Below are 23,916 nucleotides of genomic sequence, written 5' to 3'. Positions count from 1 at the left end.
TTCAGTCGTGTTCCTCCACGTGACCAAAGACGTCCGTCACCTCCGGGGCCACACCGATCCCCGAGTAGACCGTGAGCAGATCGCCAGCCTCGATGCGTGTGGTTCCACGCGGCGTTATTGGCGTGTCCTCTCCGTCCCGCTCAACAGCGACGATCAAGGTTTGGCTGCCGATTAAATCAGCCTCGTCCGCCTCTCGCAGCGTCTTGCCAGCGATTGGTGCCTCGGGTCCGACGGTGATTTCGAACACCTCCGCCTCCTCTCCGATGTGCATGAAGTCAATGATTGAAGGGCGGCTCACAGCCCGGTAGAGATATTCTGCGATCAGGCTCTGTGGATTCTGCATCGTGTTGACGCCGATCTGTTCGAACACGTTCATGTGCTCAGGGTTGTGGACGACCGAGACAATATTCGGGATCGACAGTTCTTGGGCCAGCAGACAGACCATGATGTTCGTCGCGTCCTGATCTGTCGTTGAGATGAGGGCGTCGGCCCGGTCGGCGCCCGCGTCCTGGAGCGTTTCTTTTGAAGTCGCATCGTCGTTGAGCACGAGACAGTCATACTGTCTCGACGCCCGTTCGGCCCGTTCCTCGTCGCGCTCGATGACGACGACCTCGTTGCCGCTGCTGGTCGCGAGATCGACGAGTGGTGTCCCGATATCTCCCGCACCTACGACGATCAAATACATATTACAGCGATTCAGAACCGATCACCGAAAGGCTACCGCTCCGGTTCAAATAGAAGAGGGATGTCCTCAGCGGCGGCCGACCAGCCGCTCCCACAGCGATCGCGCGGACGGGCGCTCCGCAAGTAGCACGGGCGTCTCGAGATTTTCTATCGTTTCGAATGCCAAGGAGCCGCGAACGATTCGCGAGAGTAGCCCGCGCTCGGTGGCTCCGACTATCACGAGGTCGTACTCCTCACCGACGCGGCCGATCGTCTCCTCGACGTCGCCCGTCTCAACTCGAATCTCCGCGTCGTCGAGACCGTGCCCGTCGGCCCAATCGGCGAGGAATTCGCGGCCGGACGCCTCTTCTCCGGAATTGACGACGTACAGTAGGGAAACATCGATACCGGCTGTGTCTCGGAGCGCGCGAGCAACCTCCGCAGAGAGGTCTGAAGAGGGACCGCCGGCAGTCGGCACGAGCACATCCGAGAGGTCCAGTCGTTGGCCGTCTAAGACGAGGAAGTCACACGGGAGGTCGTGAGTGAGTTCATCCAGCGAACCCTCGACCCGTCCTCCCGCGAACTGTGTCCCACCGTAGCCCATCACGACGGTGTCGGCGTCGTTAGTCCGCGCAGCGTCGAACACCTCTTCGATCCCGCGGTGTGAGAGGATCGTCTTTGTTTCGATCGGCACATCGAATGACTCTGCGTCAGACGCGGCGGCGGCGAGCAGTTCCTCAGAGGATTGGTCGAGTCCGGTCCGGTTCTCGGCGGCCGTCTCAAGCGAGGTCTGGTCGGGGACGGTAACGATGTGTGTCGCGAGTACGCGACCACCTTCGTGTTGGGCGAGTGCACCTGCTAGGGTGATGAGCGCGCTTTCGGTCCGCGGGTTCGCCACGGCGACCATGATCGTCGGCCCGTCGTTCCCGGTTCCGGTCGGAGCAACCGCGTCCGCGGCATCGACGACCCCGTCGGGAAGGTCGCTCCCGCGGCTCCGGATGTGTTCGGAGAGCACGCCCTGCTTGTCGGTCTTATCGCGGGCGTAAATGAAGTACCACGCCACGGCGGCGACGACAAACGCGCCAGACAGCGCGATCTCGATCCCGTCCATGAACGCGACGAGCCCGAGTGATAGAACTGCGCCGAGTATTGGCGTTAGCGGGTACAGCGGAACGGTAAAGTCGGGATCGTACTCCGGCGTGTCGGCTTCACGGAAGACGATGAGCCCGACGTTCATCAGCGCGTACACGATGAGGTGGAGCACGCTGGCGGCCTTCGAGAGGATCTCAATGTCTTGTCCCAACAGCGCGATAAAGACCACGATGAGCCCGCCCGTCACGAGGATCGACCGGTACGGGGTCGCGTAGTTGGGATGGATCTCATTGAGCCAGTTGGTGACGATCTTGTCGCGACCCATCGCGAAGTTGATCCGAGCCGACGCGAGGATCGAGGCATTCGCCGACGAGGCAGTCGCCAGCAGCGCACCAACGGTCATCACTGCGGCCGCTACGCCCGCGACACCGCTGATCGGACCGATCGATTCGGGGAAGGCCACGCGTGCTGCCTGCGCCACCGGTGCGTCCTGACTGAGCTCTGGCCACGGAACGACGCCGAGCATCGTTGTGACGAGGATCGCATAGATCACGGTGACGATGCCGACACTCCCGATGATCGCTATCGGGAGGTTTCGACCGGGGTTCTTCAGCTCCTCGGCCACTGTGGCAATCTTCGCATACCCGAGGAAGGAGACGAACACGAGCGCGGTCCCAGGGAGGATCGCCCCGTAGCCGCCGGGGGCGAGGCCGCCCTCGTTGCCCGCGAGCGTCGCGTAGTCGAATGAGAAGAAACCGGCGACAGCGAAGATCGCGAGAATCGAAAGCAGAAGGCCGACAATCACCGTCTGAATCCCGCCAGTCTCTTTCGCACCGATGTAGTTCACACCGATGAAGATAGCTCCAGCCACGAGCGCCCCCACCTGAATCGAGTTGAGACCAGGAATTGCGGGGAGTCCGACGAACACAGCGAGATACTGGCCGAACCCAATACAATAGAACGCGGAAGCGAACGCGAGCCCCATCCAATCGCCCATCCCGGCGATCGACCCGAACATCGGACCGAGTGACTTGTTGATATAGTAGTAGCCGCCTCCGGCCTTCGGCATGGCGGTGCCGAGTTCGGAGACGGAGAGCGCGTTCACCATTGCGATCACACCGCCGACGATGAACGACACGACGACAATCGGACCGGCGCCGCCGTCAGCGTTGACGGCAACGCCAGGGAGGACGAAGATCCCCGCCCCGATCATCGTCCCGATCCCGATTGTCATCGCCGATACCAGTCCCAGGTCCTTGGCGAGCTCCTCGTCGCTCATTCGCTTGAGTCCTCGCGTGGAAGAGCGATCACGGGAAGGTGTGCATTTGTGACCAGCTTCAAAGAGAGATCACCGGAAAGGAATTGCATGATTCGGTTCCCGCCGCGGGACCGGTAGGCGATCGCACTAGCGTCAACCTCATCAGCCGCGTCGAAGATGGCGCCGACGATGTCACGAGCGTACGCAGTGTGATCGTCGGCATCGGGGAATACGCGCCGAACGGCGGCATACGACTCCGAGGCCAGTTCCTCAGATTGCTCGACGGGCGTCTTGTCCGGGACGCCCTCGCCCTTCTCGACGACGTGTAGCACTGTCACATGCTCCGGCTCGTACGGTTCGAGTGCCATCGCACTCGCAAACGCGTCTTCTTCGTTGGCGACCGGGAGGAGTACATGACCGAGCAGGTCCTGCCCATCGGCGTCGTCGGTACTCGTCATACAAACACTACAATTCTCGTCAGTTAAGAATATATGCTCTCTACATTGAGGATGTGAGAGACAATTAGAAGACCTCTCATCTATGGAAAATCCGTAATGTCAGATGAAGTGAGATGACCGTTATCGATTGTCAGTCGCCGAAATGAACACCGCAAGCACCGGGACGATCTCCAGCCGACCGATCCACATCAGAAACACCATCAGCAGCTTCGACGTGTCGGGGAAAAACAAATAACTCCCGAATGGGCCTAAGCGACCGAATCCCGGTCCGATATTCCCGATCGTCGCGAGCGACGCACTCGTCGACTCAAGCATCGTTAGCTGAATCCCGATCCGTGCGGCGTCGAGAGAGAGAAACACCGCCGAGATGCCGAATAAGACGAGGTACAGAATCGTGAATGCCATAATGCCGCGAATTGCATCCTCGTCGACGACGTTCCCGCTGAGGCGAACGGGCTGAACAACGTCAGGATGAGCGGAGGTGAACAGTTCCCGGCGGATCGTCTTCCCAACGATGAGCCACCGCACGATCTTGACACCTCCACCAGTTGAGCCGGCAGAGCCACCGATAAACATCGCGAACATGAGCAAGATCTGCGCGTCGGTATCCCACTGTACGAAGTCGGCGGTCGCGTACCCGGTCGAATTCAGAAGTGACACGATCTGGAACGTGGCCTGTCGGAGCGAGTTTTCTGCGATCCCCTGTGTCGCGCCACCCAATTCGATGGTCGGCGCCGCGCCGCGGAACAGAAGCACCGCGAGGACGGCGGTCACAACTGCGATCGCACCAGCGTACGCGCGAAATTCCGCGTTCTCCAGCACTATCTCGATCTCGCCACGTAATACGTGCCAGAACAACGCGAAGTTGACGCCGGCGACGACCATGAACGGAATGACGACCCATTGGACGGCAGCTGAGAACGCCGCAATACTGTCGGCCTCCGGCGAGAATCCGCCGGTCGGAAGTGTCGTGAACCCGTGGGCGATCGCATTGAACAGGTTCATGTTTGGGGCCATCCCGGCGAGATGGAGCCCGTACAAGATCACGATGTACACCACGGTAAATCCGAAGTAGATCAGCCAGAGAGCGCGTGCCGTCTCCTCAATTCTCGGCGTGAGTTTCTGGAGTTCTGGGCCCGGCGCCTCCGACTCCATCAGCTGTGCACCGTTAACCGCGACTTCAGGAAGGATGGCGATCATCAGCACGATGATCCCCATCCCGCCGAGCCACTGCGTAAGCTGGCGCCACATCATCACAGCGTGCGAGTGACGGTCCGTGCTGATCTCTCCGAGCACGGTCGCGCCCGTGGTAGTGAACCCGCTCATCGATTCGAACAGAGCGTTGCTGATCGATCCCGTGAGTGCGCCAATCGACCCAGTCTGAAGTCCGACTGTCGACGCCGTCCCGTAGCCGGCGAGGAGGTACGGGACAGTACCGATGGCCGCAGCGGCGAGCCATGCGAGAGACACAAATAACAGCGCCTCTCGGGGGCCAAGGTCTGGATCCGGGTCTACTCGCTCGACGAGAAACCCGATCGCGGCGACCAGCGCCATCGAGACCAAAAACACCCAGATATCTTCACCGTAGGCAACCGCCACGACCAGCGGAACCAGCATCGTGACAGCAAGATATTTGATTCCAACCCCGAGAAGCCCCACACTCGCCTTCCAGTTGACCCCCCAAGACATATTTATTCGATCGATATAGCGGTGACTCGTTCGCTGTATTAAACTGTCGAAGAGGATGCTACAAGAGAAGATCGACGATCCGTTTTCTTGCGCTGCGACACCCGCAAGGACCTAGCTCCCGGAGATTCGAAATATGGGCTGATGTGAAATCATCCGTGGGACAGTGGGGTGTTTGATCGCAGATTCGCTGAACAACTCTAGTCGGCGTGGTAGACTACTCGAGGAGGAATATTTCGTATTCGGTTCCCCCACAGTCAGGACACATGTTTGTCTCTGTCTCGATCGTGTTCCCACAACCGCGGCATTCGATAGCGACAGCAGAACGGCAATGGGGACACGTTTCAAGAGCGACCTTAATTGGCGTACCGCAAGACGGACACTCGACAGACGGAGATTCCCTTGACCAGAAAGGAAGCATCCTCTTGAGTATCGGTATCACCATTCTTCACGTTCTCCGTTTTCTACTCGGTGTACGCTTGTATCCATCGGGAGTGTCCAAGAGTTCTATTTCCGATGACACGACCCAACGACAGAATCGATACTCAATGAACTGGATCGCTTGAAGTCACTGCTGTCACAGCCCCCCAGCGCAATCTTACTGGGCTCACTGTATCAACAGTAGAGCCGGGGGCATAGTAACCGACTTCAGCGAATAGATATGTAGTGTGTCTATGGAGGTGGTCATTATTGGGGCAGGTGAGGTGGGCACGAGTATTGCTGCCAGTCTCGCAACGAGTCACGACGTGGTAGTGATCGACATCGATCCGAATCGTACAGAGGAACTCAAATACGAATACGACGTGCTCACCGTAGCCGGTGATGGAACGACATCCGAGATACAGAGCTCGGCGGATGTTCCGGATGCCGACATGGTCATTGCCTGTACCGACGATGACCAGACGAATCTCGTCGCGTGTGGAACGTCGAAAACACTGGGTGATGCGTTCACCATCGCGCGGGTGAAAAACACGGAATATCTGCGGACCTGGGAACGTGACCAGACAGCCTTCGGTGTCGACTTCATGGTCTGTACAGATCTGAAGACTGCAGAGAACATCGTGCGAATTATCGGTTTACCAGCGGCGATCGATGTCGATCCATTCGCAGGGGGGCTCGTCCAAATGGCGGAATTTGAACTCCCGGAAGACAGTCCGGTCGTCGGACAGACGGTTGCTGAGGCCGACCGATTTGAATCGCTCACCTTTGTCGGGCTCTTCCGTAACGAGGAGATGATCTTACCCCGTGGGGAGACAGACATCGTCGCTGGGGATCGGGCAGTCGTGATCGGGAGTCCGGAAAGTATCCAGCTGTTTGCCAGAGATATCGCACCGCAGGTAACCCCAGACAGTACAGATGATATCGTAATTCTCGGTGGCAGCGAGATCGGGTATCAAACAGCCAGACTTCTCGAAGAGCGTGAGCTAGCAGCCCGGATTATCGAACAGGACACTGACCGTGCGCAGTGGCTCGCAGAGAATCTCCCGAAGACAATAGTACTGGAACACGACGGAACCGACACGGAATTCCTCACGCGAGAGCACGTCGATGAGGCGGATATTGTCATCGCAGCGCTTGACTCTGACGAGCAAAACCTCCTCATATCGATTCTTGCGAAGCGTCTCGGTGTTGATCGGGTCTTTGCGATCGTCGACAGTCCGGATTACATCACACTGTTCCAAGAGATCGGCATCGATGTTGCGATTAATCCCCGAACCGTAACCGCTGAAGAGATTATCAGGTTCACCTACGAGAGCGTTGCAGAAAACATCGCGGTCCTCGAAAACGATCAGGCAGAAGTCTTAGAGCTTGAGTTAAGTGACAATTCACGTCTCGTGGGAAAGCCGATCAAAAACCTCGTGAAGGAAATAGAAGGTCAGTTCGTAATCGGGGCAATCACACGGGAGCAGTCGTTGATAAGCCCACGAGGAGAGACGATCCTAGAGCCGGGAGACCACGTAATTATTCTCGTTGAGATGGAGTTTGCTAGTGAATTGGCTTCATTTGCGTAAAAACACCCCTAAATCTGTAGATTATATTATAGATGTGTTGACCTTTGGGCGTCCATTTTGTTAGTCGGAGAGACTGACAGTCGAGATTGGTGTGAAGAATACCCAGTGTAAAGCCGTCAAAATACTAACTTCAACTCTAATTTATTTCTAGTGAACAGAATAGAAGGCACGCATCAAATCTATCCTCCGAGATTATGGGACTACCCTCACATCTTGATGAGTCCGAACATTCCGATCGTCTCTCCGATAACCCACCCGACAAAAATGAGATAGGCAGTCAGCAGCGCATACGATTCGACTGTGGTCATGGTTAGATCGGTACGAAGAACGGTGAATAGGAGAATCGTAGCGAGGGTCAGAACCCCCATCATCGGTACTGCGGTGGTGAACGATACCGGCACACTTCCGGCAAGGAGAACGCCGACAGGAATTGCCACCAACAAGTCAAACGTGTTCGACCCAAGAACATTCCCGAGACTCGTGATACCTCTCGCATCACGTGCTGCCCGGACACTGACCAATGCGTCGGGGAGGCTTGTTGCAGCAGCAAGAATCGTCGCGCCGGCGAGGAACTCAGGAATGCCGAAGGTTGCGTTCAACCCCTTGACCGCTCCGACGAGCAACTCAACAGCGACAAGAATAACAAGCAACCCGGCTGCTAATCGACCCCACTCACGGAGCACGTTTACGTCACTGCCACTGTCATCGCTCTCGTGGTCCCCAACGTCTTGCCACTGGATGAACAGGTACAGACCGTACAATAGCAACGGAATCAGTGCGAGCGGGCGCGTTATGTTTCCGTCAAGAGCTGGCGAACCCTCGACGGGAAAGTAGATGACGGCGAAGGCGAACGTAATCACCAGTGCGGATACGGCCAGCATGTAAAATTGGGCTTCTTTGTACACGATTGTCCGGTTAGCGTCCAGCGGTTCCTTGGTTGCTATCCCGGACAGTGCCGGAATCATGAGGATGTTGAAGATGGCCGAGCCGACGATAGCACCAACTCCCAGTCCAAACGAACCTCCGAGTGCGGTGATGACAACGCTCATCAATTCCGGGAAACTTGACCCGACGGCAACGACGATCGAACCTTGTACCACAGCAGGCAAGCCGTAGTACGCGGAGAGGTGTTCAGCAGAACTTTCGAGCCATACACTACCGAACCAGATCATCACTGTACTGACAACGATAACAACCACGTGTACCGCTGTAGTATCGGGGAGGAACTGACCGAGTACCATTATTGACCACCTCAGTGGGCGACAGAGTTAATGTTTGATAACTGTCGAGAGTAGACCTGCGCTCCCAAGAGAATGGCCTTGTTGAAACCCTCAATCGGTGATAGGTTTTAGCGGCCGTGCTACATACAGGGCACAAGTCCGCAAGGGCGAACTGCCCTCGAACGATAGAACCAGGCGGCTCTGTTGAAATCCTATTCTTCAGAGATATTCTCGCCTGAAGCTACTCTTACTGTAGGGGAGACTGTGATTGTTCGGGGCGCGAAACGAGTGTGAGCTCAACCGTCTGCTCTGTCCCATCACGAAGGATGGTCACTTCAAGTGTGTCACCCGGCCGAGTCTGTAGTGCTAGGTAACTCGCTAGATCCTCGAAGGAACTCATCGGTTCCCCGTCGATTGTAAGAATAACGTCTCCACCAACGGGGACACGGGCCCCATTCACAAACTCGATATCGCTCGATTGGAGTACACCGTCAGCTGGCCCGCCACGAACTGTCTGGACGACCAACAGTCCGCGAGGCCCACTCATCTCATTTGCTTCCGCAATCGTCGGTGTGACGTTCTGTAGCGACACACCCATGTACGCGTGCTCGTATTCCCCTGCCTCAATTAGTTCAGGAACGACGCGTTGGGTGAGTGCAGCCGAGATGCCAAATGCGATGTTGTCCCCGCGCTTGGAATTTACGACACCGATAACGCTCCCATCAAGCGACATCAGTGGCCCGCCACTGTTTCCGGGGTTTACCGCAGCATCCGTCTGAATCGCATCCGGAATCTGGTACCCTGCGGGTGACGGGATCAGCCGGTCGAGACCGCTAACGATGCCTGACGTGACCGTTCCATCCAAATTATACGGATTCCCGATGGCGACGACCTCTTGACCGATGACTGGGCTGTTTTGAACGAATGACAGCGGCTCTGTTGACTCCGGGACCTCATCTACGGAAATGACGGCGAGATCGCTGTGGAAATCAGTCCCCAGTACTGTCCCGTCACTCCACGTTCCGTCGTGGAACCGGATCTGTGTCTCTGATGTGGTGCCAACGACGTGCGCGTTCGTGACGATATGCGCATCATTGTACAGAAACCCAGTCCCTTGTCCTTGTCCCGTATCCACCAACACGACTGACGGGATCGTCTCACGATAGACTTGGGTGTACTTGCTGCCCTTGTTTTGTGACGTGGAGTTTACTTGCTGATTCTCCGGCTGTGATGGCTCTGTACCAGACGAAGAGACGTTGCTACAGCCCGCAAGCGCCGCTGTGAGAGCAACACTCCCGGCTTTCAAAAACTGACGGCGGGTAGATGTCTCTTCGGACATCTTCGGCTCTGAGTTCAGTTGCGAGTCTTGTAGGTTTTGTGCCCGCAAAGACGACTTGCTCAGAGAGTTTCAGCGAGTATCGTCTTCGATTTCGATCGTTGAGTCGGTGGAAGCTTGTGAACGCTCCTCACTGGACGTGTCATCCATCAGCTGTGTGAGTCTGCGCTCGAACTCTGCCTCGCTCATCTCTCCTGAGACGTATTCCTCTTCAATCTCCTGTCTCCGCTCCTCGGTCGTCGGCTCAACATGTCCGGATACGTCAAATTTCCGAAGGGGTGGATATTGTCGTTCGAGCCACTGGACAACTGATACGAGTCGGTCATCTCGCGGGATAGAAGCATTCCGGAGAATCGACACACCGGTCGCAACGAGAAAGAAACCTGTAAACAGACCGAGGACAATAACAGCAATCACCCATTCGGCTGCGGCGCTGAGCATTGCGATGAGAATGAACTCCCCACTCGCCGGGATACCCCCGGACAGCGCTGACAGCCCCTCGAACAGTCCAATCAACCCAGCGCCAACCACCAAGATACCCGTGACGACGAACCCACTGAAATAGAGCCAATGTCGGGAGACCATATGTGATAGGTACATTCACACGGGATTAAATCCACGGCCCACTACAACGACATGAGTAGATTAACAATCTCTATCAGTATGTGATTCCCTGTATTGACCGCTCAGAGTGATCGGTCTATATTATGAATGAGACAGACGATGGTAAGTTCACGGAACTGTTTCCACCAGCGTCGTGAGCGAACGAACGCACCGTACTTCCGCTTGAGCGTTGAGTTGACCGTCTCGGATTGACTCCGTTGGCCGTAGAGATCAGTTTCCAAGCGTGCGTTCCACGCCTTGTGGAGCGATGGCTCTGTTGAAATCCTATTCTTCAGATATATTTTCGCCTGAAACAGCCGGTCGATGAGAGCTGCGAACAGCATGAAACATCGCTGCCAGCGACTGGTTTCAGTAACTCACGAGAGGTTGCAAATCTCAATCGTCTCCGACCGAGGCGTCGCCTTCCGTTGGTTCGATCCCTGCAGGGTCCGGTGTGTCACGGACGTCGCCCTCGCGCCACGTTCCCCGACGGAACCACGCGTAGGCGATGATCGCGCCGACGACGTTCGAGGCGAAGAACGCGATCCAGATCCCGCGGGCGTCGGGCTGTCCGAGGAACCACAGGTCGGTGGGAAGTACGCCTTGGGAGGCAACGTATGCGGTGGGGAGTCTAACGCCGGCGAGCGCAATAATCGAGATAGCAGCGGCGATCAGCGTCTTACCAGCGCCGCGGAAGCCACCCGTGAACGCTCGCTGGATCCCGATGAATCCGAACGACAGGGCGACGAACCGCAGGAACTCCGCGCCGACGTCCAAGACGGCCTGGTCGTTGGTGAAGACCGCGACGATAGGCGTCGGGACGAGGAAGATTACCACGCCTGCAAGTCCGAGGATGGCGAACAGTGCCTTCGCGGCGACGTAGTTTGCCTTCTGAGCGCGGTCGTACTTTTGCGCCCCGATGTTCTGGCCGGTCATCGTCTCGACTCCGCGGGCGACGGCGATTGCAGGCAGGAAGATAACCGAAAAGACGCGCGTCCCAATGCCGAAGGCCGCAACAACTGACGTCGAGAACAGCCCCACCACGATCAGCAGGGCGTTGATCGAGAGCGCACGGCCGGTCCCCTCGATACTCGCCGGGACACCGATACGAAGGATCTTCCGCAAATACTGGAGGTCGGGTTTCATATCTGTGAGATTGATCTGGATGCCGCGCGTCCCTGACAACATGATGTAGAGGCCGACGAGCATCGCCAGACTCCGCGAGAAGACGGTAGCGATGGCCGCGCCCTGGATGCCGAGTTCGGGGAACGCGAGTGGTCCAAGAGACCAGCCGTTGATGAGGAACGGATCGAGAATCACGTTGAGGACGACGGTCCCGAACATCACGAGCATGGGCGTGATGGTGTCGCCGGCCCCGCGCATCAGTGAGATGAACACGAAAAACCCGAACATGAATGGCAAGCCGAGGGCGACCACTTGCATATAGGCTGTCGCGCCTGGTAGGACCTCGGGTGAGGCCCCGAGGAACGCGAGGAACAGCCTCACAAATGGATAGCCGACCGCGCCGAGGATAGCTGATGCGAGGAACGCGAACGTGACCGTCTGTGAGGCGGCGTACTCGGCCTGGTCGGTTTCGTCTGCACCGGTGTGTTGAGCGACGAGAACGCTGCCTGCAACCGCGAGCCCCATCCCGAGCGAAATGAGGAGGAACACCATCGGGAACGCAAAGGAGATGGCCGCCAGCGCCTCCGTTGAGTACTGGCCGAGCCAGAAGGTGTCCGCCAGATTGTAGGCAGTCTGCAGCAGATTCGTGACGACAATGGGGAGCGAGAGGTACAACAGCGGCTTGATGATCCCACCGTTCGTGAGGTCGAGTTCCTCTTGGCCCTTGAACAGATTCACGCGATCACCTCAGAACCTGGTTTCCATCCGAGGTGTAGTTCGAGCGTGTGTTCGAGTACCTGGTGCGTCTCGTCTGCCTGTTCACCCAGCGCGACGGTACGGGCATGTGCGCCGTTGCTTACCGTCGTGACGAGTCGGGCGACTTCGTCGGGGTCCGTTTCTTCGAAGTGGCCGGCCTGGATGCCGTCTTCGATAATGTCCGCGACGACTTCCCGCATCAACTCGTCGAGATCAAGAAACCGCTCTCGGAACAGGTCGTGGTACGGAGCCTGCGCTTTCAGTTCCATGATTGCCACCGAAAAGCCGTCTGAAGCGGGGTCTGGCGGAGTGAAAACCGCATCGAGATACGCGTTGAGCCGCTCCCGTGGGTCGCTGGCGTTGCAGGCTAACTCCTGTTCGAACCGTTCGATAAGTTCGTCGAGGAAGGCGTTCAGGAGTTCCTCTTTCGTGTCGAAGTGATAGTGGATCGCCGCGGTCGTCATCGACGCCTCCGCGGCGATTCGTTTCATCGTCAGGCTGGCGTAGCCGTGTTCGCAGAGTGCACGATTTGTCGCTTCGATAATTTCCCTTCGTGTCTCCGATTCCATTCCCTACCCCTACTTACTAACTGGTTAGTTAAGAGAATTTTGACTGACTGGTTAGTTAATACCAGGATCGACATCAGATGAGAACCGTCCCCTGCACGCTGCTCTCGTCCGATCGACTCCTGAAGCGGTAACTGCTTCACCTGTACTGACCGCAGTCGGGGCTTAACTTATCACCGACGAAGGATTTCAACAGAGCCTCTCCAGTTTATTACTCCCTGCGTTCGCCTCACTCAAGCCGAGAGCGCCGACAGTGTCGAAGGACGCCATCTCGGGGAGGAAGTCCTCACGCTGTGTCTCGGTTCCGAAGCGCTCGATGACTTCCGCAACTCCGAGATGGAGTCCGATGGTGCTTGCCACGGACATCAGCCCAGCCGATAGCTCTTCGATCACTAGCGCGAGCTCGACGAAGCCTTCGCCCCGTCCCCCGTACTCTTCCGGGATCGTCAGGCCCGTCAGACGTCGTTCACCGAGTTCGTCGAAGATCGTGCTCGGATATTCCTCCTCCCGGTCAAGATTTCTTGCCTTGGGTTCGATCTCTTCATTTGTGAACACCCGAACCTGATCTCGAAGCGCCCGTTGATCCTCGGTCAGATCAAATCTCATATGTCATGGGGTGTCCCTCCTCTAGTTAATCTACGACCTGCTATAGCAGGCTGACTGAAACACATCCGTGACGGGGACAATCTGTGTCTATCGATTAGAGTGAACGGTCGAGGTTGTGCGTGAGGCAGGGGTTGGCGAGTTCGATTCCTACGTGTGCAGGTCATACGGCACAGCAACGACCGGAGGAAATTACGAGGGGACTGAACAGTTATTTTACGCGTACCCGTAGGGCCGATATGGCGTCGATTACCCTCTCTGAGCCGTACCAGACACGTCCAATCAGGTTTCTCGATTGTCTGGAACGTGATGGGTGGCAGATCAAACGGTACGGAATCTCGACGCGTGGCGAATATCCACCGGACGATATGGTTGCGGCTGGAAGCAAGCGGGCGGTCGACCGCCTCCCCTCTCCGCCGGTTACCGAGAACCGGTACGGCGTAGCCGTTTTGATCGTTCACGAAGCGCGTGATGTGAATTTCGTCTCGCTGAACTGGTGGGTCGACGAGAACGTGTTGAAGAATGTCGTCTACCTCTCACAACCGGACACACCGACCGAATTCGAAGATATCTCCGAAACTGATATCACCGCATGTGTGTGGGAATTGGAGGTGCTTTCGTTCGAGCGGGATGCGTGGGTGGAAACCGTCCTGGCGAACGAGACTGGTCCAGACATCGATGCCTATCTCTCGCGCTGCCTCTCCACAGACGTTTGAGAAGAGGATACTCCGACTGAATATTTTATTACCGGTTCTACTGGTCGGAATGTTTGAGGAATGCGTCAATGCTGTCGAACAGCCGGTCGACGACTGTTGCGTCGGTGAACGGGTTCAGCAAGACGACGCGGAGCCACCGGTCGTCTCGATAGGTCGGTAACGACACGAACACGTCAAACTCTGAGAGTAAGGTTTGCTGTAGTCGACTGTTCAGGTCGTCGCGCTCGCCGGGCGGACACCACTCGGGTGCGGCACGAAAACAGACGAGGTTCATTTCCGGTTCACTGGCCAACTCCAACGCCTCGTGTTCGGCGATGCGGTCGCGGACCTCCGCAGTCAGGCGATAGCTCTCGTCGATCAACTGTTCGAGCCCGTCGCGACCGAGATGCTGCAAGGTGAGCCAGAGCTTCAGGACCTCCGCTCTCCGGGTCCCTTGGACGCTCAGTTCGCCGAGATTTGGAATTGCATCGTCACCGCGCATGTACGGCGCTCCGATCCGGAAGTCCTCCTGTAACACGTCGACGTCGGCGAACAACGCCATCGCACACGTCTTGGCGACGTAACACCACTTCTGGGGGTTGAACGTCACCGAGTCCGCGGCCTCAATCCCGTCGAGTCGGTCACGCTCGGCCTCGGAGAAGACGAGCGCGCCGCCGTAGGCCGCGTCGACGTGGAACCACAGGCCGTGGTCGTCGGCGATTTGGTGAATCTCCGGCAGCGAGTCGATGTTCCCGGTCGTGGTCGTTCCGGCCGTCGCGACGACACAGAACGGCGCTCGGCCGTCTCGTTTCGCACGCTCAATCGCTTGCTCCAGGGCAGCCGGATCCATTCGAGAGCGGTCGTCCGTCTCGACCGCAACGATGGCGTCGGTCCCGAGTCCGAGCAGCATCGCAGCCTTCTGCAAGGAGGTGTGGCTCACCTCCGAGGCGAACACCACCGGTTCGCAATCCAGCCCGGCAAGTCCCCCGCCGTGGACGTCGAACGCATGGTTGCGGGCGACCGATAGCGCGTGGAGGTTCGCCAGCGATCCGCCGCTCGCGAGGACTCCGCCAGCATTGGGACCGAGACCGAACTCGTCGGCGATGGCCTCGGTCAACTCGACCTCTAGCTCGGAGAACACCGGCGACATCTCCACGCTCAACATGTTGTTGTTGACCGCCGAGGCGACGAGATCGCCGAGCACCGAGACGGTCGTCGGCATCGTGTCCATGTGGCCGATGTACCCGGGATGAGCGGGATTCATCGACCCCTCGACGACGCTTTCGAGGTCGTCGAACAGGTCGTCCTGGGATCGTGGCGACTGCGGAATAGCTGCGGAGGGAGTAGTCGATTGTTCGGGTAATGGCGACCGGTCGTCAGCGGCTTCGAGCTGTGTGAGCAGTTGATCGAGGATTTCCTCAGCGAGGTCACGGACCGCCTCGGCATTCTTTCCACTCGGGTCGATGAAGGCTCCGTCTGGAAGCTCGGATCGGTTCATATCGCTCCCTTTGTATCGCACTGACTTCGAGTACGGGGACTCATCGACTGGCCATCACCCGTTCGACCTTCGCTGTTGGAAGGTTCCGGCCGGTCACTGGAATCGCGACCGTTTTCCCCGTAATGTCCTCTCGGAAATCGTCTAGAACCGCGAACGGCGGCGCACAGGCGCCCTCCATCAGGATGTGCTCCTCTCGGAACATCGCAGCAACCGTCTCGACGATGGCCTCTTCGCTGACAGTGTACATCCCATCCAGCTCCTCGCGCATCACCTGTACTGGAAGGGCGTACGGGACGCGAGCGGCGATGCCGTCAGCGAAGGTGTCGGCCTCCTCCTGCGGGACGAGGTCGCCAGTTTGCCACGCCCGATACGCCGTGTCCACACTGGCGGCCTGCGCACCGATCACTTTGGCGTCGGTAACAGCCCCGACCGACAAACTGTAGCCCGCGCCGATGCTCCCGGCACCGACAGGCCCGAGGACAGCGTCGACCTCGGGGAGCGACTCTGCGATCTCCAGCCCGGCGGTCCCGGTCCCGGCGATTACCAGCCGTTCGTTGCCGGGATGGACGTACCGATACCCCTCCTCGGCAGCGATTTTAGCGGCCCAGTCCGCCGAATCGTCGTAGTCGTCACCGACCACCTTGACGCGGCCACCGAGCCGCTCGATCCCGTCGATTCGATTCTGGCCGGTTCCCTCTGGAACGGCGACGATCGCCTCGGTATCGAACCAGCGGGCGGCTTGCGCGAGTGCTCGTCCGTAGTTGCCGGTGCTCGCCGTCACGACTCCGCGGTCACGAAACTCCTCGTCCAGATTCGCGAGAAGGGTCGTCACGCCCCGAATCTTGAACGACCCCGTCGGCAGGGTGTCCTCCCGTTTCAGGTAGATATCGGCGTGATACTCCGCCGAGAGCCACTCGCTTCTGACGAGGGGCGTCCGCGGGAGGTGGTCGTGGAGTGTTTGCCGGGCGCGGTAGATGTCGGCGGTCGTCGGTGGGGTGAGGTCGTGGTACTCGAAAACGGTAGAGGCGTCCGGCGAATCGACGCGCTCGTGAGTGGGTTGTGCCATACCCGGACCCGGGTGCTCGAACAGCCTGAAACTACCCCTCACATAGTCGGGGTGGAGCGTTCGATCAGCCGCAATCTCTCACTCGGGGTCCAGAAGTTTCGACTCGGCCCGCCGGAGGTGTTCGAGGAACGTCGTCTTCGCGACGCCGAGTTCGGCGGCGAGTTCGCCCGCCGTTACCTCACGGGGCCACTCGTAGTAGCCCCGCTCGCGGGCCAGCGCGAGTGCTTCCTGTTGGCGTGGCGAGAGGTGGCGTTCCCGCTTGTCAACCGAGTGAGCTGTGGGAGACTCGACGCTGGTAATCCGTTCGAGTGTGATGTCAGCGTCACGTTCCTCACGGATGGTATCGAACGCGTCGAATACCTCACGACGAGACGCGTAGACCAGAACCGACCACTCTTCGTGGCCATCGATCATTTTCGGAAGCCCGTCGTAGACGAACCCGCGCGTGACGAACGAGGAGTCGATGCTGTTGGCGGCATCGAACTCGACGAAGATTTCTCGTGTGTGACTGCCAATCGCTGGACCATCTGGAGTCGCTCCCAGTTCCGCGACTGTTGTGGTCAACGATGATTCACTAATTGTCTCAATAGTCCGGTTGAGCGCAGCTTCTGACTCGCCAGAGACAACGTATCGCTCACGAGCGACCTGCCCATCGGTCAGCGTGCCGTAGGCGAACAATTCTGTATCGAGGGAGTCAGTCACTTGGAGTGCCCAGCAGTTGGGGTGCCACAGCTCGAATGACAGCGAGAGCAGTTCGGGTTGGGCACGGTCAACCATAGCGTATAGATCGTCAGACAGATACAAGACGGCTTCGGCGGGATTCTCTCGCTACTAAAATTAGATGCATCAGTCATCGCTTTTGAGCCGGGAACTCCTCCGGGTCTTCGGGATGAACGCTCCTCGGTGACGTTCCGAACTGCCCGCACCCACGCTTGAGAGTCTCAGCATCAGCCGAGCCGATCAAGACACTCTACCGTCTCTTCGTGGTTTCCAATCTCGAAAAGAGCGATCAGGCGGGCGACCGATTGCTGCTGGTCTGGTTCACTCATTGGCGTGGTCAGTTTGTGGCTAGCTTTCATGACTTAGTGTGCCCGTGAACATATCTATTACCGATGAGTGAAGCCGACAGACGGTTGTCCGAAGAGAGCGAGCAACGGTTTCTGGACCTGTACGCCCATCTGTTGGTATATGTCAACGACCGATTTGATGTCATCGACGAGATCGAATCGGTCGCAGATCTGGAACAGCACTATACTGACGAACTTATCCCGCTCCGAAACACGCTGTATAACGAGTCAACGACGGATCTGATAGAGGACTTCGTTGAACAGAATCCGGCTGATCTGTCGGACGCTGATCTCGAACAGGTCGCAGCGTGGACTGACTTCGTCGCCGGAGAGTTCGTCGTCGTTCGCTATCGAGAGGACGAGGCGATTTTCCTCGATTGGACAGAACCGCCGAGAGCATACGCAGTCCGTCCGGCTCGGCTTCCGTTCGCCGAACTGTGGGACGAGTCGGCACTTCCAGTCCCGGTTTCGAGTGTCGTCCTATTGCCGTTCGAGGACCAGATCGTCTACGATGGATGGCTCGGTGTCAAGAACATCATCTTCGGGGGCTCGCTCAGTACTGACATCGATGACGAATACGAGGAGGCCAAACATCGCTTCGGCATTATCGACTCGCTTCCAGCACCCGAGGAAGACGAAAAGACGGACGCCGAGGAGTTGCGCTTCTATATGAAGAACAAGCGCAACCGAGAGCGGTACGCGTCGGAGATCGAGCAGTTGCGGGAGAAAACCGACGAGCTGGAGCGGATTTATCACCAAGAAATGGGGAAGGCTCGAGCCCGCAGTTTGGGTCGCGAACTGCGCGAGTTGGGACTCAACGAAGCCTATGTAGCGATCTACGATGATCGGATCATCACCAGCGCTCCCTCCGAATCTGAGGTTCATGGGCTACTCGAAGAGATTATGCCCGCTGGGAAGGCTGATCACCCCTACATCTACCACTTCGATCCCTGAACGAGAGTCCACAGCCTACGATTGGAGTTGCGTGACAGTCGATGCGATTTCGCTTTTGGTCGGTTCGCTTGAGAACTCGAACACGCTGTCTCCGACACCGAAGGCGTATCTCTGGTAGGAGACGTCGACGTGAATCCAGCATTCGACATCGCTGTCTGTCCTCTTATACTCGGCTTCACCTGTATTCTCTCCGTGCTTCAGCACATCGAGCAGGTACTCTTCGATACGTGGCGCATTCGCGATTCGCAAGAGGTGGTCGGCAGCGACGTGGTCCAACACGTCTGCTGGGGCTCCGTATCCGTTGCCGACGAGATAGAACTCGCCGTCGTACTCGTGTGACCCGACCTGAACACGGAGTGCGTACGTTTCAGCCATATCAGTGGTTTCGACGAGCCACGTATCAGAGTGTCTGTTGAAGAGACGACCCGCCAGTAGTCGCGTCGTGAACAAGATTTAGTCGGAATGGCTCGCAACCTCTGTATATGTCTTTCACCGCCAGCTGGCACACGCTTCTCGAGGAGCTCGACAACCTCCCCGAGAGTGCGACGCTCATCACGCCACTCTCCCATCAGCGATTTCGTATTACTGACGTGCAGGACGCTCGAGTCATCATTCAGTTCGAAGACAGAGACGAGACGCGGCCGCTCCAGCGGGATCAGTTCGAAACGCTCTATCGACGAATTCAGGACGCCTCCGACGGGTTTGACCTTGACCGTCTCCCGCCGGATGCCGACCCATACCCGGCGGTGTGGAGTGTCCATCCACGATTCGAGGTCGATGAGGACGCTGGCATCATCACACAATCAGCGGTTGCGACGGCAACGCAGGTGATGGGTGCAGAGCAGGAACCAACGGACGAGGAACGAACTGAACCCGACGGACTTGATGTCTACTCGGACACGCTCCTCCTCATCGATGCACTCAAACGTCACGATGTGACTGACCTCTCCGAACTGGAGACGGACGCGTTGGTGAATCTCTACACCCTGCTTTCGGATGTCCAGCGAGATGCTAACGAATTCCGCAAGGAGATCGCGGATGTCCTCCTCGCTCGGCTCCATCACGACCGTCCGGTTTCCGGGCAGTATGGCTCCGTCCAACGGACGAGTCGCCGTAACCGCTCGCTCAAAGACGACGAGGAGGTGCTGGAACGCCTCGAGAACGCTGGCATCGACCGCGAACGTGTGCTGAGCGTCGACCGCTCGAAAGTCGATGAAGCGCTTGAAGTCACCACGCTCTCCGAATCCGATGTGTATGAGGTCGAAGAAAGCGAATACGTTCGCAAAGCAGAGGTCGATGAAGACGTCAAAGAGTCCCGATTGCAGGGGTTGAAAGACCGCCTTGCTGCCAGCGAGGACGACGAGGCGAACCAGCTCCGAGCGGAGATCGAGGAGCTCGAACAGCGTATCGACGATCTCACCAGCTTCCGCACGGGAGCGGAGATGCAGAGATGACTGCCTACCGCTTTCGCGTCAAGTTCGACCCCGATCCGACGTCACTGTGGCGGGATATCGTCGTCGGCGCGGACAGAACCATCGCCGAGTTCCAGTCGGCGATCAACCCCGCAGTCGGACTCGATCAGGGCCACCTCTGGTTCGTCGGGAAAGATGAAGACTACTGGGACAGCGCCGTGAAATACCAGTGCCCGCAAGAGTACGAAGAGTCGCTTGGTGGCGATCCGATATTGCGTACCGAGCGGATCGAGAACGCCGGTGAGGTGACGATCGGGGAGATGACCCGCCAGCTCGGTCTCGAACAGTACGATCGCATCTGCTACCTCTATGACTACGGCGACGAATGGCGGTTCTACGCAATCTTGAAAGAGATTCTCAGCGATGAGCCGAGCGACAAACCCCCGGAGGTCGTGAAAGAGAAAGGCGAGTCTATCGGCGACCAGTACGACGCGTCAGGAGCCGCTGAAAGCGATTCGCCACTCCCTGACCCACTCTATTCAGTGCTCCCTGAAACTGCTGTCCCCGTTGCGGATCTTCGTGAGTTGGAGAAGCGAGATGATGTTGTCCACGTCATTCCATTACTCAGTCTCGAAACGGGGTTCGGGGCGGTCTGCGAGCGGTTCGCGATTCAGTTCGAAGAGAGGGGATACGTCCTCGAAAACTTCCAGCCGGGGTGGCAGGTCGTTGAGGAGGTTGACGGAGCAGACAAGCCGGAGGAAGAACTCCTCGCGGCCCTTGCGGACGCAGTGCGCGAGTGGCACGCTGAAATCGCGGAGATCTCGGGTGCGATGACGGGACAGCACTTCGGCGAGGAGACTGTCGAAGCGATGCATGTCGAACTGAAGGCGGAACTCGAACGCAAGGGATACGGCCACCTGTAGTCTGCTCTGTTGATTGTCCGTCGAAGAGAACGAGTTCTTGGCTGTGAAATGTCCAGCGTCTCGTAGTGGCACCAACCAGTGAGTCTCGCCGGAGTGTCTTTCGTCGGATCGCCCGGAAATCGCACGTCGAGTGGCCGGCGTACGACTCGACACCATTGTATGACCGGAGTTCGCTAACTGGACTGGAGTCGGACCTTCGTACTGTGTCGGAAGCGTGGTTCGATCAGGACGCCCATACCTCGGTTGAGCTGTTCGTCTGTACGGTTCCGCTGGCCTACTTTCGATTCGATCCTCTCGATCGCTACACGAACTCAACATGCTACGAGATGGCCACGCTCTTTCGTCTGTTCGTGCTGAAAGAACTCCACGGGTGGGACCACGAGACAGCACTCGTTGAGTACCTCAACCGTCGATCTGATATCCGTAAGCAACTGGGTATCGAGTCGATCCCAGATCAGTCGACGCTGTGGCGAAGCTGGCACACACGCTTCACGAACGAGCTCTGCGAGACCATCGAAATCGTTGCTCGAACGATCCTCATCACCGCTCAGAACGCGGGCATCACGGTCCCGCGTGAACCGGATCGAACGGTCCGCCACCACGATACTGAATCCGGTCAGCCCAACCCAGATAATGGGACCGTTCTTGACCAGGCGAGCGAAATCACCGACCACGTCAGCCGCATCATCTTCCCCACGTTCTCGCTCAGTCGTAGTGAGGGCTGTGAGATCCCCGAGAATGCGTATTGGGATTTGCAAACGTATCTGGGATTGCGAGAGAATCTCGCCGCGAACGAGGGAGCTCGCAGTTTCATCCACGAATCGACTCGTGACCGGACTCCGATGGGACACGCGCATCGTGACCATCTTCGTGATCTCTCGATCGAACGGATTCGAGAGATGTATCGGCAAGCGGTGGGCCGACTCTTAGAAGAGGTCGCAGCGACGGAGGCGTTCTATCGTGCTGGAATCGTTGCGATCGATATCACTGAAGACGATCCCTTCACAGGCGACCGCACCGGCCACGAAGACGAGATCATCGGGACGAAGGAGAAGACCGACGAGTACGCCTACCAGTGGGCGACGGTGCAGTTGGTCGGGAATGCCGTACCAATGGTGCTGGACGCGCGTCCGGTCCGAAAGGGTGAGACACGATTAGAAATCGTCGAGGATCTGCTCGACTCTGCCGAGGACCTTGTTCACGTCGATAACGTGCTGATGGACCGGGAGTTCGACAGCCAGCACGTCTTGGAGATGATCAGCCAGCGCGGGCTCTCGTATGTCGTGCCCAAGCGGATGCAGACGAGTGAGAGGGCTCAGGCCAAGCGGTTGCTTCGATATGATCGAGATCGGTACGAAACCGACCGCAAACTCCATCTCGGTGACAACGAGTGGCACTCAACAACGCTGATCTATCGACGGAAGGAGAACTCCGAGCATGACGATCACCGGCAGTACTCGGTGTTCATGACGAATCGGGGGAGTGGATACCTCACGGAGTATGGCTACAGGTGGGAAATCGAGAGTGGTTACAAGTCGATCAAACGGTTCATGGCTGCGACGACGTCGAAGGATTTCGGACTCAGGTTCTTCTACTTCGCGTTCGCGTGTCTCCTGTATTCAATCTGGCGAGCGGTCGATCTGCTCGTCCAGATCGAGTTGACTGGCGAGTATGAGCACTCGCCGATTGTGACGGCCGATAACACACTGACGCTGCTGAAGAAGGAAACGGGAATCGGATAGAGAGAGGTTTCACCCGTGTTAGCGCGGCGTCTGAGTGGCAACGCTGTCGGAAGCCGCTAAAATTCGCGTATGTGGTTGGTATTTCAATAGAAATAGCCGTTTGGAGAGCAATCTGAGCCAGTCCTCGATCACTGAAACAGCCGAAACCACGCATTACAGCCTCGCTGAGCTCACTATAGTCTCAACTTTTCACAATCTCGGAGGATGGATTTGATGCGTACCTTCTATTCAAAATATCGAGAACTGAATCAAAAATTGGAGGGGTGATTTTCTCCTATTCAGAGGCGGCCTCGGAGGAAGACCGGCTCAGCCTCCTGTTTCGCGCGTTCATACTGGTCTGTCGCCCAGTCGAGCGCGTCGTCGGTATCGTTCACCAAAATGCCACCCAGCCCTTGCTCAGTGAAGACCACGATTCCAACCTCGTCCGCATCCGCAATCCAGAGCCCGAACGAAAACGGGATCGATGCTCGATACAGGTGCACGTTCCCGTCGTTCATCAACTCGTTCGTGAGCGTCGGAAACGCGGTATGGACCTGTTCGAACACCTGGGTTGGCAGGATCATCTCGAGCGAGTAGCGTTCGCTAATCTTCACGCATTCGTAGAATTCCTCGGCGAAGCCAGTCACGACGACTGGAGTAGCGACATACACCTCCGTTGCGTGCTCAACCGAATCGAGAAGTGTCTGTATGACTGCGTCCGGCATCGATGGGTCGGCCTCGTAGACGTCAGCGCCATCGAGGAACGCACAGCCAATCGGCTCGTCGATCGAGAGGTGGTTGAGGATTGGGGCGGCTTCGGCGAGTGTAGAGAGCTGGTCACGATACGCTTCCTGCGCTCGGTAGCTACACCACCCGAGAAGCGTAGGCATCCAGACGCCGTCTTCATACCGGGCGAGATCAGCAGCAGCGAGGTCGCGCAGGGCACGGTCCAGCGTGGAGCGCGAGACATCCACCGCGTCTTCTAAATCGCGTTTCGAGCGTGGGTGTTCGATGAGTACGCGGAGGTAGGAGTGGCGCTCGGTGAGGACGGCGTCGAGATCGTCGCCGGATGAGAGAGCCATGTTAACTATTTACACATAGGCGACGGTTAAATTCTCCCTATAGCTGAGTAGGTTGATTCATTAGTAGCAGATGCGGGGGTTTACTCACGGTGTGGGGGTGGGGGTCAACCTGTGGGGGAG

The 23,916-nt window shown here is 57.7% G+C and carries 22 protein-coding genes and 1 pseudogene; 6 read left to right on the top strand and 17 right to left on the bottom strand.

Features of this window, described 5'->3' with window-relative positions; all coding sequences use genetic code 11:
• Position 1: 1 nt before the first annotated feature.
• The 5 genes from EDM04_RS12915 to EDM04_RS19160 all read right to left on the bottom strand — a co-directional run bounded on the left by EDM04_RS12915 (position 2) and on the right by EDM04_RS19160 (position 5,578).
• Complete coding sequence (locus EDM04_RS12915) at positions 2-685, bottom strand: TrkA family potassium uptake protein (RefSeq protein ID WP_123622768.1); 684 nt, start codon at positions 683-685, stop codon at positions 2-4.
• A 66-nt stretch (positions 686-751) separates the two neighbouring features.
• Entirely contained in the window at positions 752-3,034 is a 2,283-nt protein-coding gene (locus tag EDM04_RS12910) for an amino acid permease (protein ID WP_123622765.1), read from the bottom strand.
• Positions 3,031-3,471: a universal stress protein gene (locus EDM04_RS12905; RefSeq protein ID WP_123622763.1), complete on the bottom strand. Its 441-nt coding sequence runs from the start codon at positions 3,469-3,471 to the stop codon at positions 3,031-3,033. Before EDM04_RS12905 ends, EDM04_RS12910 begins: the two co-directional genes overlap by 4 nt.
• Positions 3,472-3,591: 120 nt before the next feature.
• Positions 3,592-5,160 (bottom strand): TrkH family potassium uptake protein, encoded by a 1,569-nt coding sequence (locus EDM04_RS12900; protein ID WP_123622761.1) that lies wholly within the window; start codon positions 5,158-5,160, stop codon positions 3,592-3,594.
• A 214-nt stretch (positions 5,161-5,374) separates the two neighbouring features.
• Positions 5,375-5,578: a zinc ribbon domain-containing protein gene (locus EDM04_RS19160; protein WP_394338985.1), complete on the bottom strand. Its 204-nt coding sequence runs from the start codon at positions 5,576-5,578 to the stop codon at positions 5,375-5,377.
• Between the two features lie 253 nt (positions 5,579-5,831).
• Between EDM04_RS19160 and trkA the strand changes: the two genes are divergently transcribed.
• On the top strand, positions 5,832-7,169 hold the full coding sequence (trkA, locus tag EDM04_RS12890) for a Trk system potassium transporter TrkA (protein WP_123622757.1): 1,338 nt from the start codon (positions 5,832-5,834) through the stop codon (positions 7,167-7,169).
• A gap of 206 nt (positions 7,170-7,375) precedes the next feature.
• Here trkA and EDM04_RS12885 read toward each other — a convergent pair whose 3' ends face one another.
• From EDM04_RS12885 to EDM04_RS12855, 7 genes and pseudogenes are all read right to left on the bottom strand, one after another.
• Entirely contained in the window at positions 7,376-8,410 is a 1,035-nt protein-coding gene (locus tag EDM04_RS12885) for a sodium:calcium antiporter (RefSeq protein ID WP_123622755.1), read from the bottom strand.
• 226 nt (positions 8,411-8,636) lie between these two features.
• Positions 8,637-9,728 carry a trypsin-like peptidase domain-containing protein gene (locus EDM04_RS12880; RefSeq protein WP_164471131.1) on the bottom strand — a complete coding sequence of 364 codons (1,092 nt, stop codon included), beginning with the start codon at positions 9,726-9,728 and terminating at the stop codon, positions 8,637-8,639.
• Between the two features lie 69 nt (positions 9,729-9,797).
• Positions 9,798-10,310, bottom strand: a complete 513-nt coding sequence (locus EDM04_RS12875; RefSeq protein ID WP_123622753.1) for an SHOCT domain-containing protein — start codon at positions 10,308-10,310, stop codon at positions 9,798-9,800.
• 101 nt (positions 10,311-10,411) lie between these two features.
• Positions 10,412-10,597, bottom strand: a pseudogene (locus tag EDM04_RS12870) (IS5/IS1182 family transposase); the annotation flags it as partial.
• 127 nt (positions 10,598-10,724) lie between these two features.
• The gene (locus EDM04_RS12865) at positions 10,725-12,191 is read right to left on the bottom strand and encodes an MATE family efflux transporter (protein WP_123622750.1); all 1,467 of its coding nucleotides are present in this window, start codon (positions 12,189-12,191) and stop codon (positions 10,725-10,727) included.
• Positions 12,188-12,778 (bottom strand): TetR/AcrR family transcriptional regulator, encoded by a 591-nt coding sequence (locus EDM04_RS12860; protein ID WP_123622748.1) that lies wholly within the window; start codon positions 12,776-12,778, stop codon positions 12,188-12,190. The genes EDM04_RS12865 and EDM04_RS12860 overlap by 4 nt, the downstream gene beginning before the upstream one ends.
• Positions 12,779-12,964: 186 nt before the next feature.
• Complete coding sequence (locus EDM04_RS12855; RefSeq protein ID WP_241154910.1) at positions 12,965-13,381, bottom strand: acyl-CoA dehydrogenase family protein; 417 nt, start codon at positions 13,379-13,381, stop codon at positions 12,965-12,967.
• Between the two features lie 236 nt (positions 13,382-13,617).
• Here EDM04_RS12855 and EDM04_RS12850 point away from each other — a divergent pair, with 236 nt between their 5' ends.
• A complete protein-coding gene (locus tag EDM04_RS12850; RefSeq protein ID WP_123622746.1) occupies positions 13,618-14,094 on the top strand; it encodes an isochorismatase in 477 nt (158 codons plus the stop codon).
• A 37-nt stretch (positions 14,095-14,131) separates the two neighbouring features.
• Here the strand turns inward: EDM04_RS12850 and EDM04_RS12845 are convergent, their stop codons facing one another.
• From EDM04_RS12845 to EDM04_RS12835, 3 genes are all read right to left on the bottom strand, one after another.
• Positions 14,132-15,571 (bottom strand): aminotransferase class I/II-fold pyridoxal phosphate-dependent enzyme, encoded by a 1,440-nt coding sequence (locus EDM04_RS12845; RefSeq protein ID WP_123622744.1) that lies wholly within the window; start codon positions 15,569-15,571, stop codon positions 14,132-14,134.
• A 40-nt stretch (positions 15,572-15,611) separates the two neighbouring features.
• Entirely contained in the window at positions 15,612-16,637 is a 1,026-nt protein-coding gene (locus EDM04_RS12840) for a threonine/serine dehydratase (protein WP_123622742.1), read from the bottom strand.
• Between the two features lie 78 nt (positions 16,638-16,715).
• Positions 16,716-17,414 carry a helix-turn-helix domain-containing protein gene (locus EDM04_RS12835; RefSeq protein WP_123622740.1) on the bottom strand — a complete coding sequence of 233 codons (699 nt, stop codon included), beginning with the start codon at positions 17,412-17,414 and terminating at the stop codon, positions 16,716-16,718.
• Positions 17,415-17,749: 335 nt separating this feature from the next.
• Between EDM04_RS12835 and EDM04_RS12830 the strand changes: the two genes are divergently transcribed.
• The gene (locus tag EDM04_RS12830; protein ID WP_123622738.1) at positions 17,750-18,658 is read left to right on the top strand and encodes a hypothetical protein; all 909 of its coding nucleotides are present in this window, start codon (positions 17,750-17,752) and stop codon (positions 18,656-18,658) included.
• 15 nt (positions 18,659-18,673) lie between these two features.
• On the opposite strand, the gene EDM04_RS12825 is transcribed toward EDM04_RS12830, so the two are convergent.
• Positions 18,674-19,033 (bottom strand): hypothetical protein, encoded by a 360-nt coding sequence (locus tag EDM04_RS12825; protein WP_123622736.1) that lies wholly within the window; start codon positions 19,031-19,033, stop codon positions 18,674-18,676.
• Between the two features lie 107 nt (positions 19,034-19,140).
• Here EDM04_RS12825 and EDM04_RS12820 point away from each other — a divergent pair, with 107 nt between their 5' ends.
• From EDM04_RS12820 to EDM04_RS12810, 3 genes are all read left to right on the top strand, one after another.
• Positions 19,141-20,112 (top strand): hypothetical protein, encoded by a 972-nt coding sequence (locus EDM04_RS12820; protein WP_123622734.1) that lies wholly within the window; start codon positions 19,141-19,143, stop codon positions 20,110-20,112.
• Positions 20,109-20,993, top strand: a complete 885-nt coding sequence (locus EDM04_RS12815; RefSeq protein ID WP_123622732.1) for a hypothetical protein — start codon at positions 20,109-20,111, stop codon at positions 20,991-20,993. Before EDM04_RS12820 ends, EDM04_RS12815 begins: the two co-directional genes overlap by 4 nt.
• 65 nt (positions 20,994-21,058) lie before the next feature.
• Positions 21,059-22,735, top strand: a complete 1,677-nt coding sequence (locus EDM04_RS12810) for a transposase (RefSeq protein WP_123622729.1) — start codon at positions 21,059-21,061, stop codon at positions 22,733-22,735.
• Between the two features lie 278 nt (positions 22,736-23,013).
• On the opposite strand, the gene EDM04_RS12805 is transcribed toward EDM04_RS12810, so the two are convergent.
• The gene (locus EDM04_RS12805) at positions 23,014-23,796 is read right to left on the bottom strand and encodes a winged helix-turn-helix domain-containing protein (RefSeq protein WP_123622727.1); all 783 of its coding nucleotides are present in this window, start codon (positions 23,794-23,796) and stop codon (positions 23,014-23,016) included.
• Between the last annotated feature and the right edge of the window lie 120 nt (positions 23,797-23,916).

The organism is Halorubrum sp. CSM-61, assembly GCF_003781945.1.
In the GTDB taxonomy this organism is placed as follows: Archaea; Halobacteriota; Halobacteria; order Halobacteriales; family Haloferacaceae; genus Halorubrum.
The sequence above is the reverse complement of the archived record's forward strand: the minus strand, read 5'-3'. Positions and strand labels throughout refer to the sequence as shown.

Coding starts and splice junctions, on each gene's coding strand:
- EDM04_RS12915 (WP_123622768.1), bottom strand. CDS start 685: ATGTATTTGATCGTCGTAGGTGCGGGAGATATCGGGACACCACTCGTC.
- EDM04_RS12910 (WP_123622765.1), bottom strand. CDS start 3,034: ATGAGCGACGAGGAGCTCGCCAAGGACCTGGGACTGGTATCGGCGATG.
- EDM04_RS12905 (WP_123622763.1), bottom strand. CDS start 3,471: ATGACGAGTACCGACGACGCCGATGGGCAGGACCTGCTCGGTCATGTA.
- EDM04_RS12900 (WP_123622761.1), bottom strand. CDS start 5,160: ATGTCTTGGGGGGTCAACTGGAAGGCGAGTGTGGGGCTTCTCGGGGTT.
- EDM04_RS19160 (WP_394338985.1), bottom strand. CDS start 5,578: ATGCTTCCTTTCTGGTCAAGGGAATCTCCGTCTGTCGAGTGTCCGTCT.
- trkA (WP_123622757.1), top strand. CDS start 5,832: ATGGAGGTGGTCATTATTGGGGCAGGTGAGGTGGGCACGAGTATTGCT.
- EDM04_RS12885 (WP_123622755.1), bottom strand. CDS start 8,410: ATGGTACTCGGTCAGTTCCTCCCCGATACTACAGCGGTACACGTGGTT.
- EDM04_RS12880 (WP_164471131.1), bottom strand. CDS start 9,728: ATGTCCGAAGAGACATCTACCCGCCGTCAGTTTTTGAAAGCCGGGAGT.
- EDM04_RS12875 (WP_123622753.1), bottom strand. CDS start 10,310: ATGGTCTCCCGACATTGGCTCTATTTCAGTGGGTTCGTCGTCACGGGT.
- EDM04_RS12860 (WP_123622748.1), bottom strand. CDS start 12,778: ATGGAATCGGAGACACGAAGGGAAATTATCGAAGCGACAAATCGTGCA.
- EDM04_RS12855 (WP_241154910.1), bottom strand. CDS start 13,381: ATGAGATTTGATCTGACCGAGGATCAACGGGCGCTTCGAGATCAGGTT.
- EDM04_RS12850 (WP_123622746.1), top strand. CDS start 13,618: ATGGCGTCGATTACCCTCTCTGAGCCGTACCAGACACGTCCAATCAGG.
- EDM04_RS12845 (WP_123622744.1), bottom strand. CDS start 15,571: ATGAACCGATCCGAGCTTCCAGACGGAGCCTTCATCGACCCGAGTGGA.
- EDM04_RS12840 (WP_123622742.1), bottom strand. CDS start 16,637: ATGGCACAACCCACTCACGAGCGCGTCGATTCGCCGGACGCCTCTACC.
- EDM04_RS12835 (WP_123622740.1), bottom strand. CDS start 17,414: ATGGTTGACCGTGCCCAACCCGAACTGCTCTCGCTGTCATTCGAGCTG.
- EDM04_RS12830 (WP_123622738.1), top strand. CDS start 17,750: ATGAGTGAAGCCGACAGACGGTTGTCCGAAGAGAGCGAGCAACGGTTT.
- EDM04_RS12825 (WP_123622736.1), bottom strand. CDS start 19,033: ATGGCTGAAACGTACGCACTCCGTGTTCAGGTCGGGTCACACGAGTAC.
- EDM04_RS12820 (WP_123622734.1), top strand. CDS start 19,141: ATGTCTTTCACCGCCAGCTGGCACACGCTTCTCGAGGAGCTCGACAAC.
- EDM04_RS12815 (WP_123622732.1), top strand. CDS start 20,109: ATGACTGCCTACCGCTTTCGCGTCAAGTTCGACCCCGATCCGACGTCA.
- EDM04_RS12805 (WP_123622727.1), bottom strand. CDS start 23,796: ATGGCTCTCTCATCCGGCGACGATCTCGACGCCGTCCTCACCGAGCGC.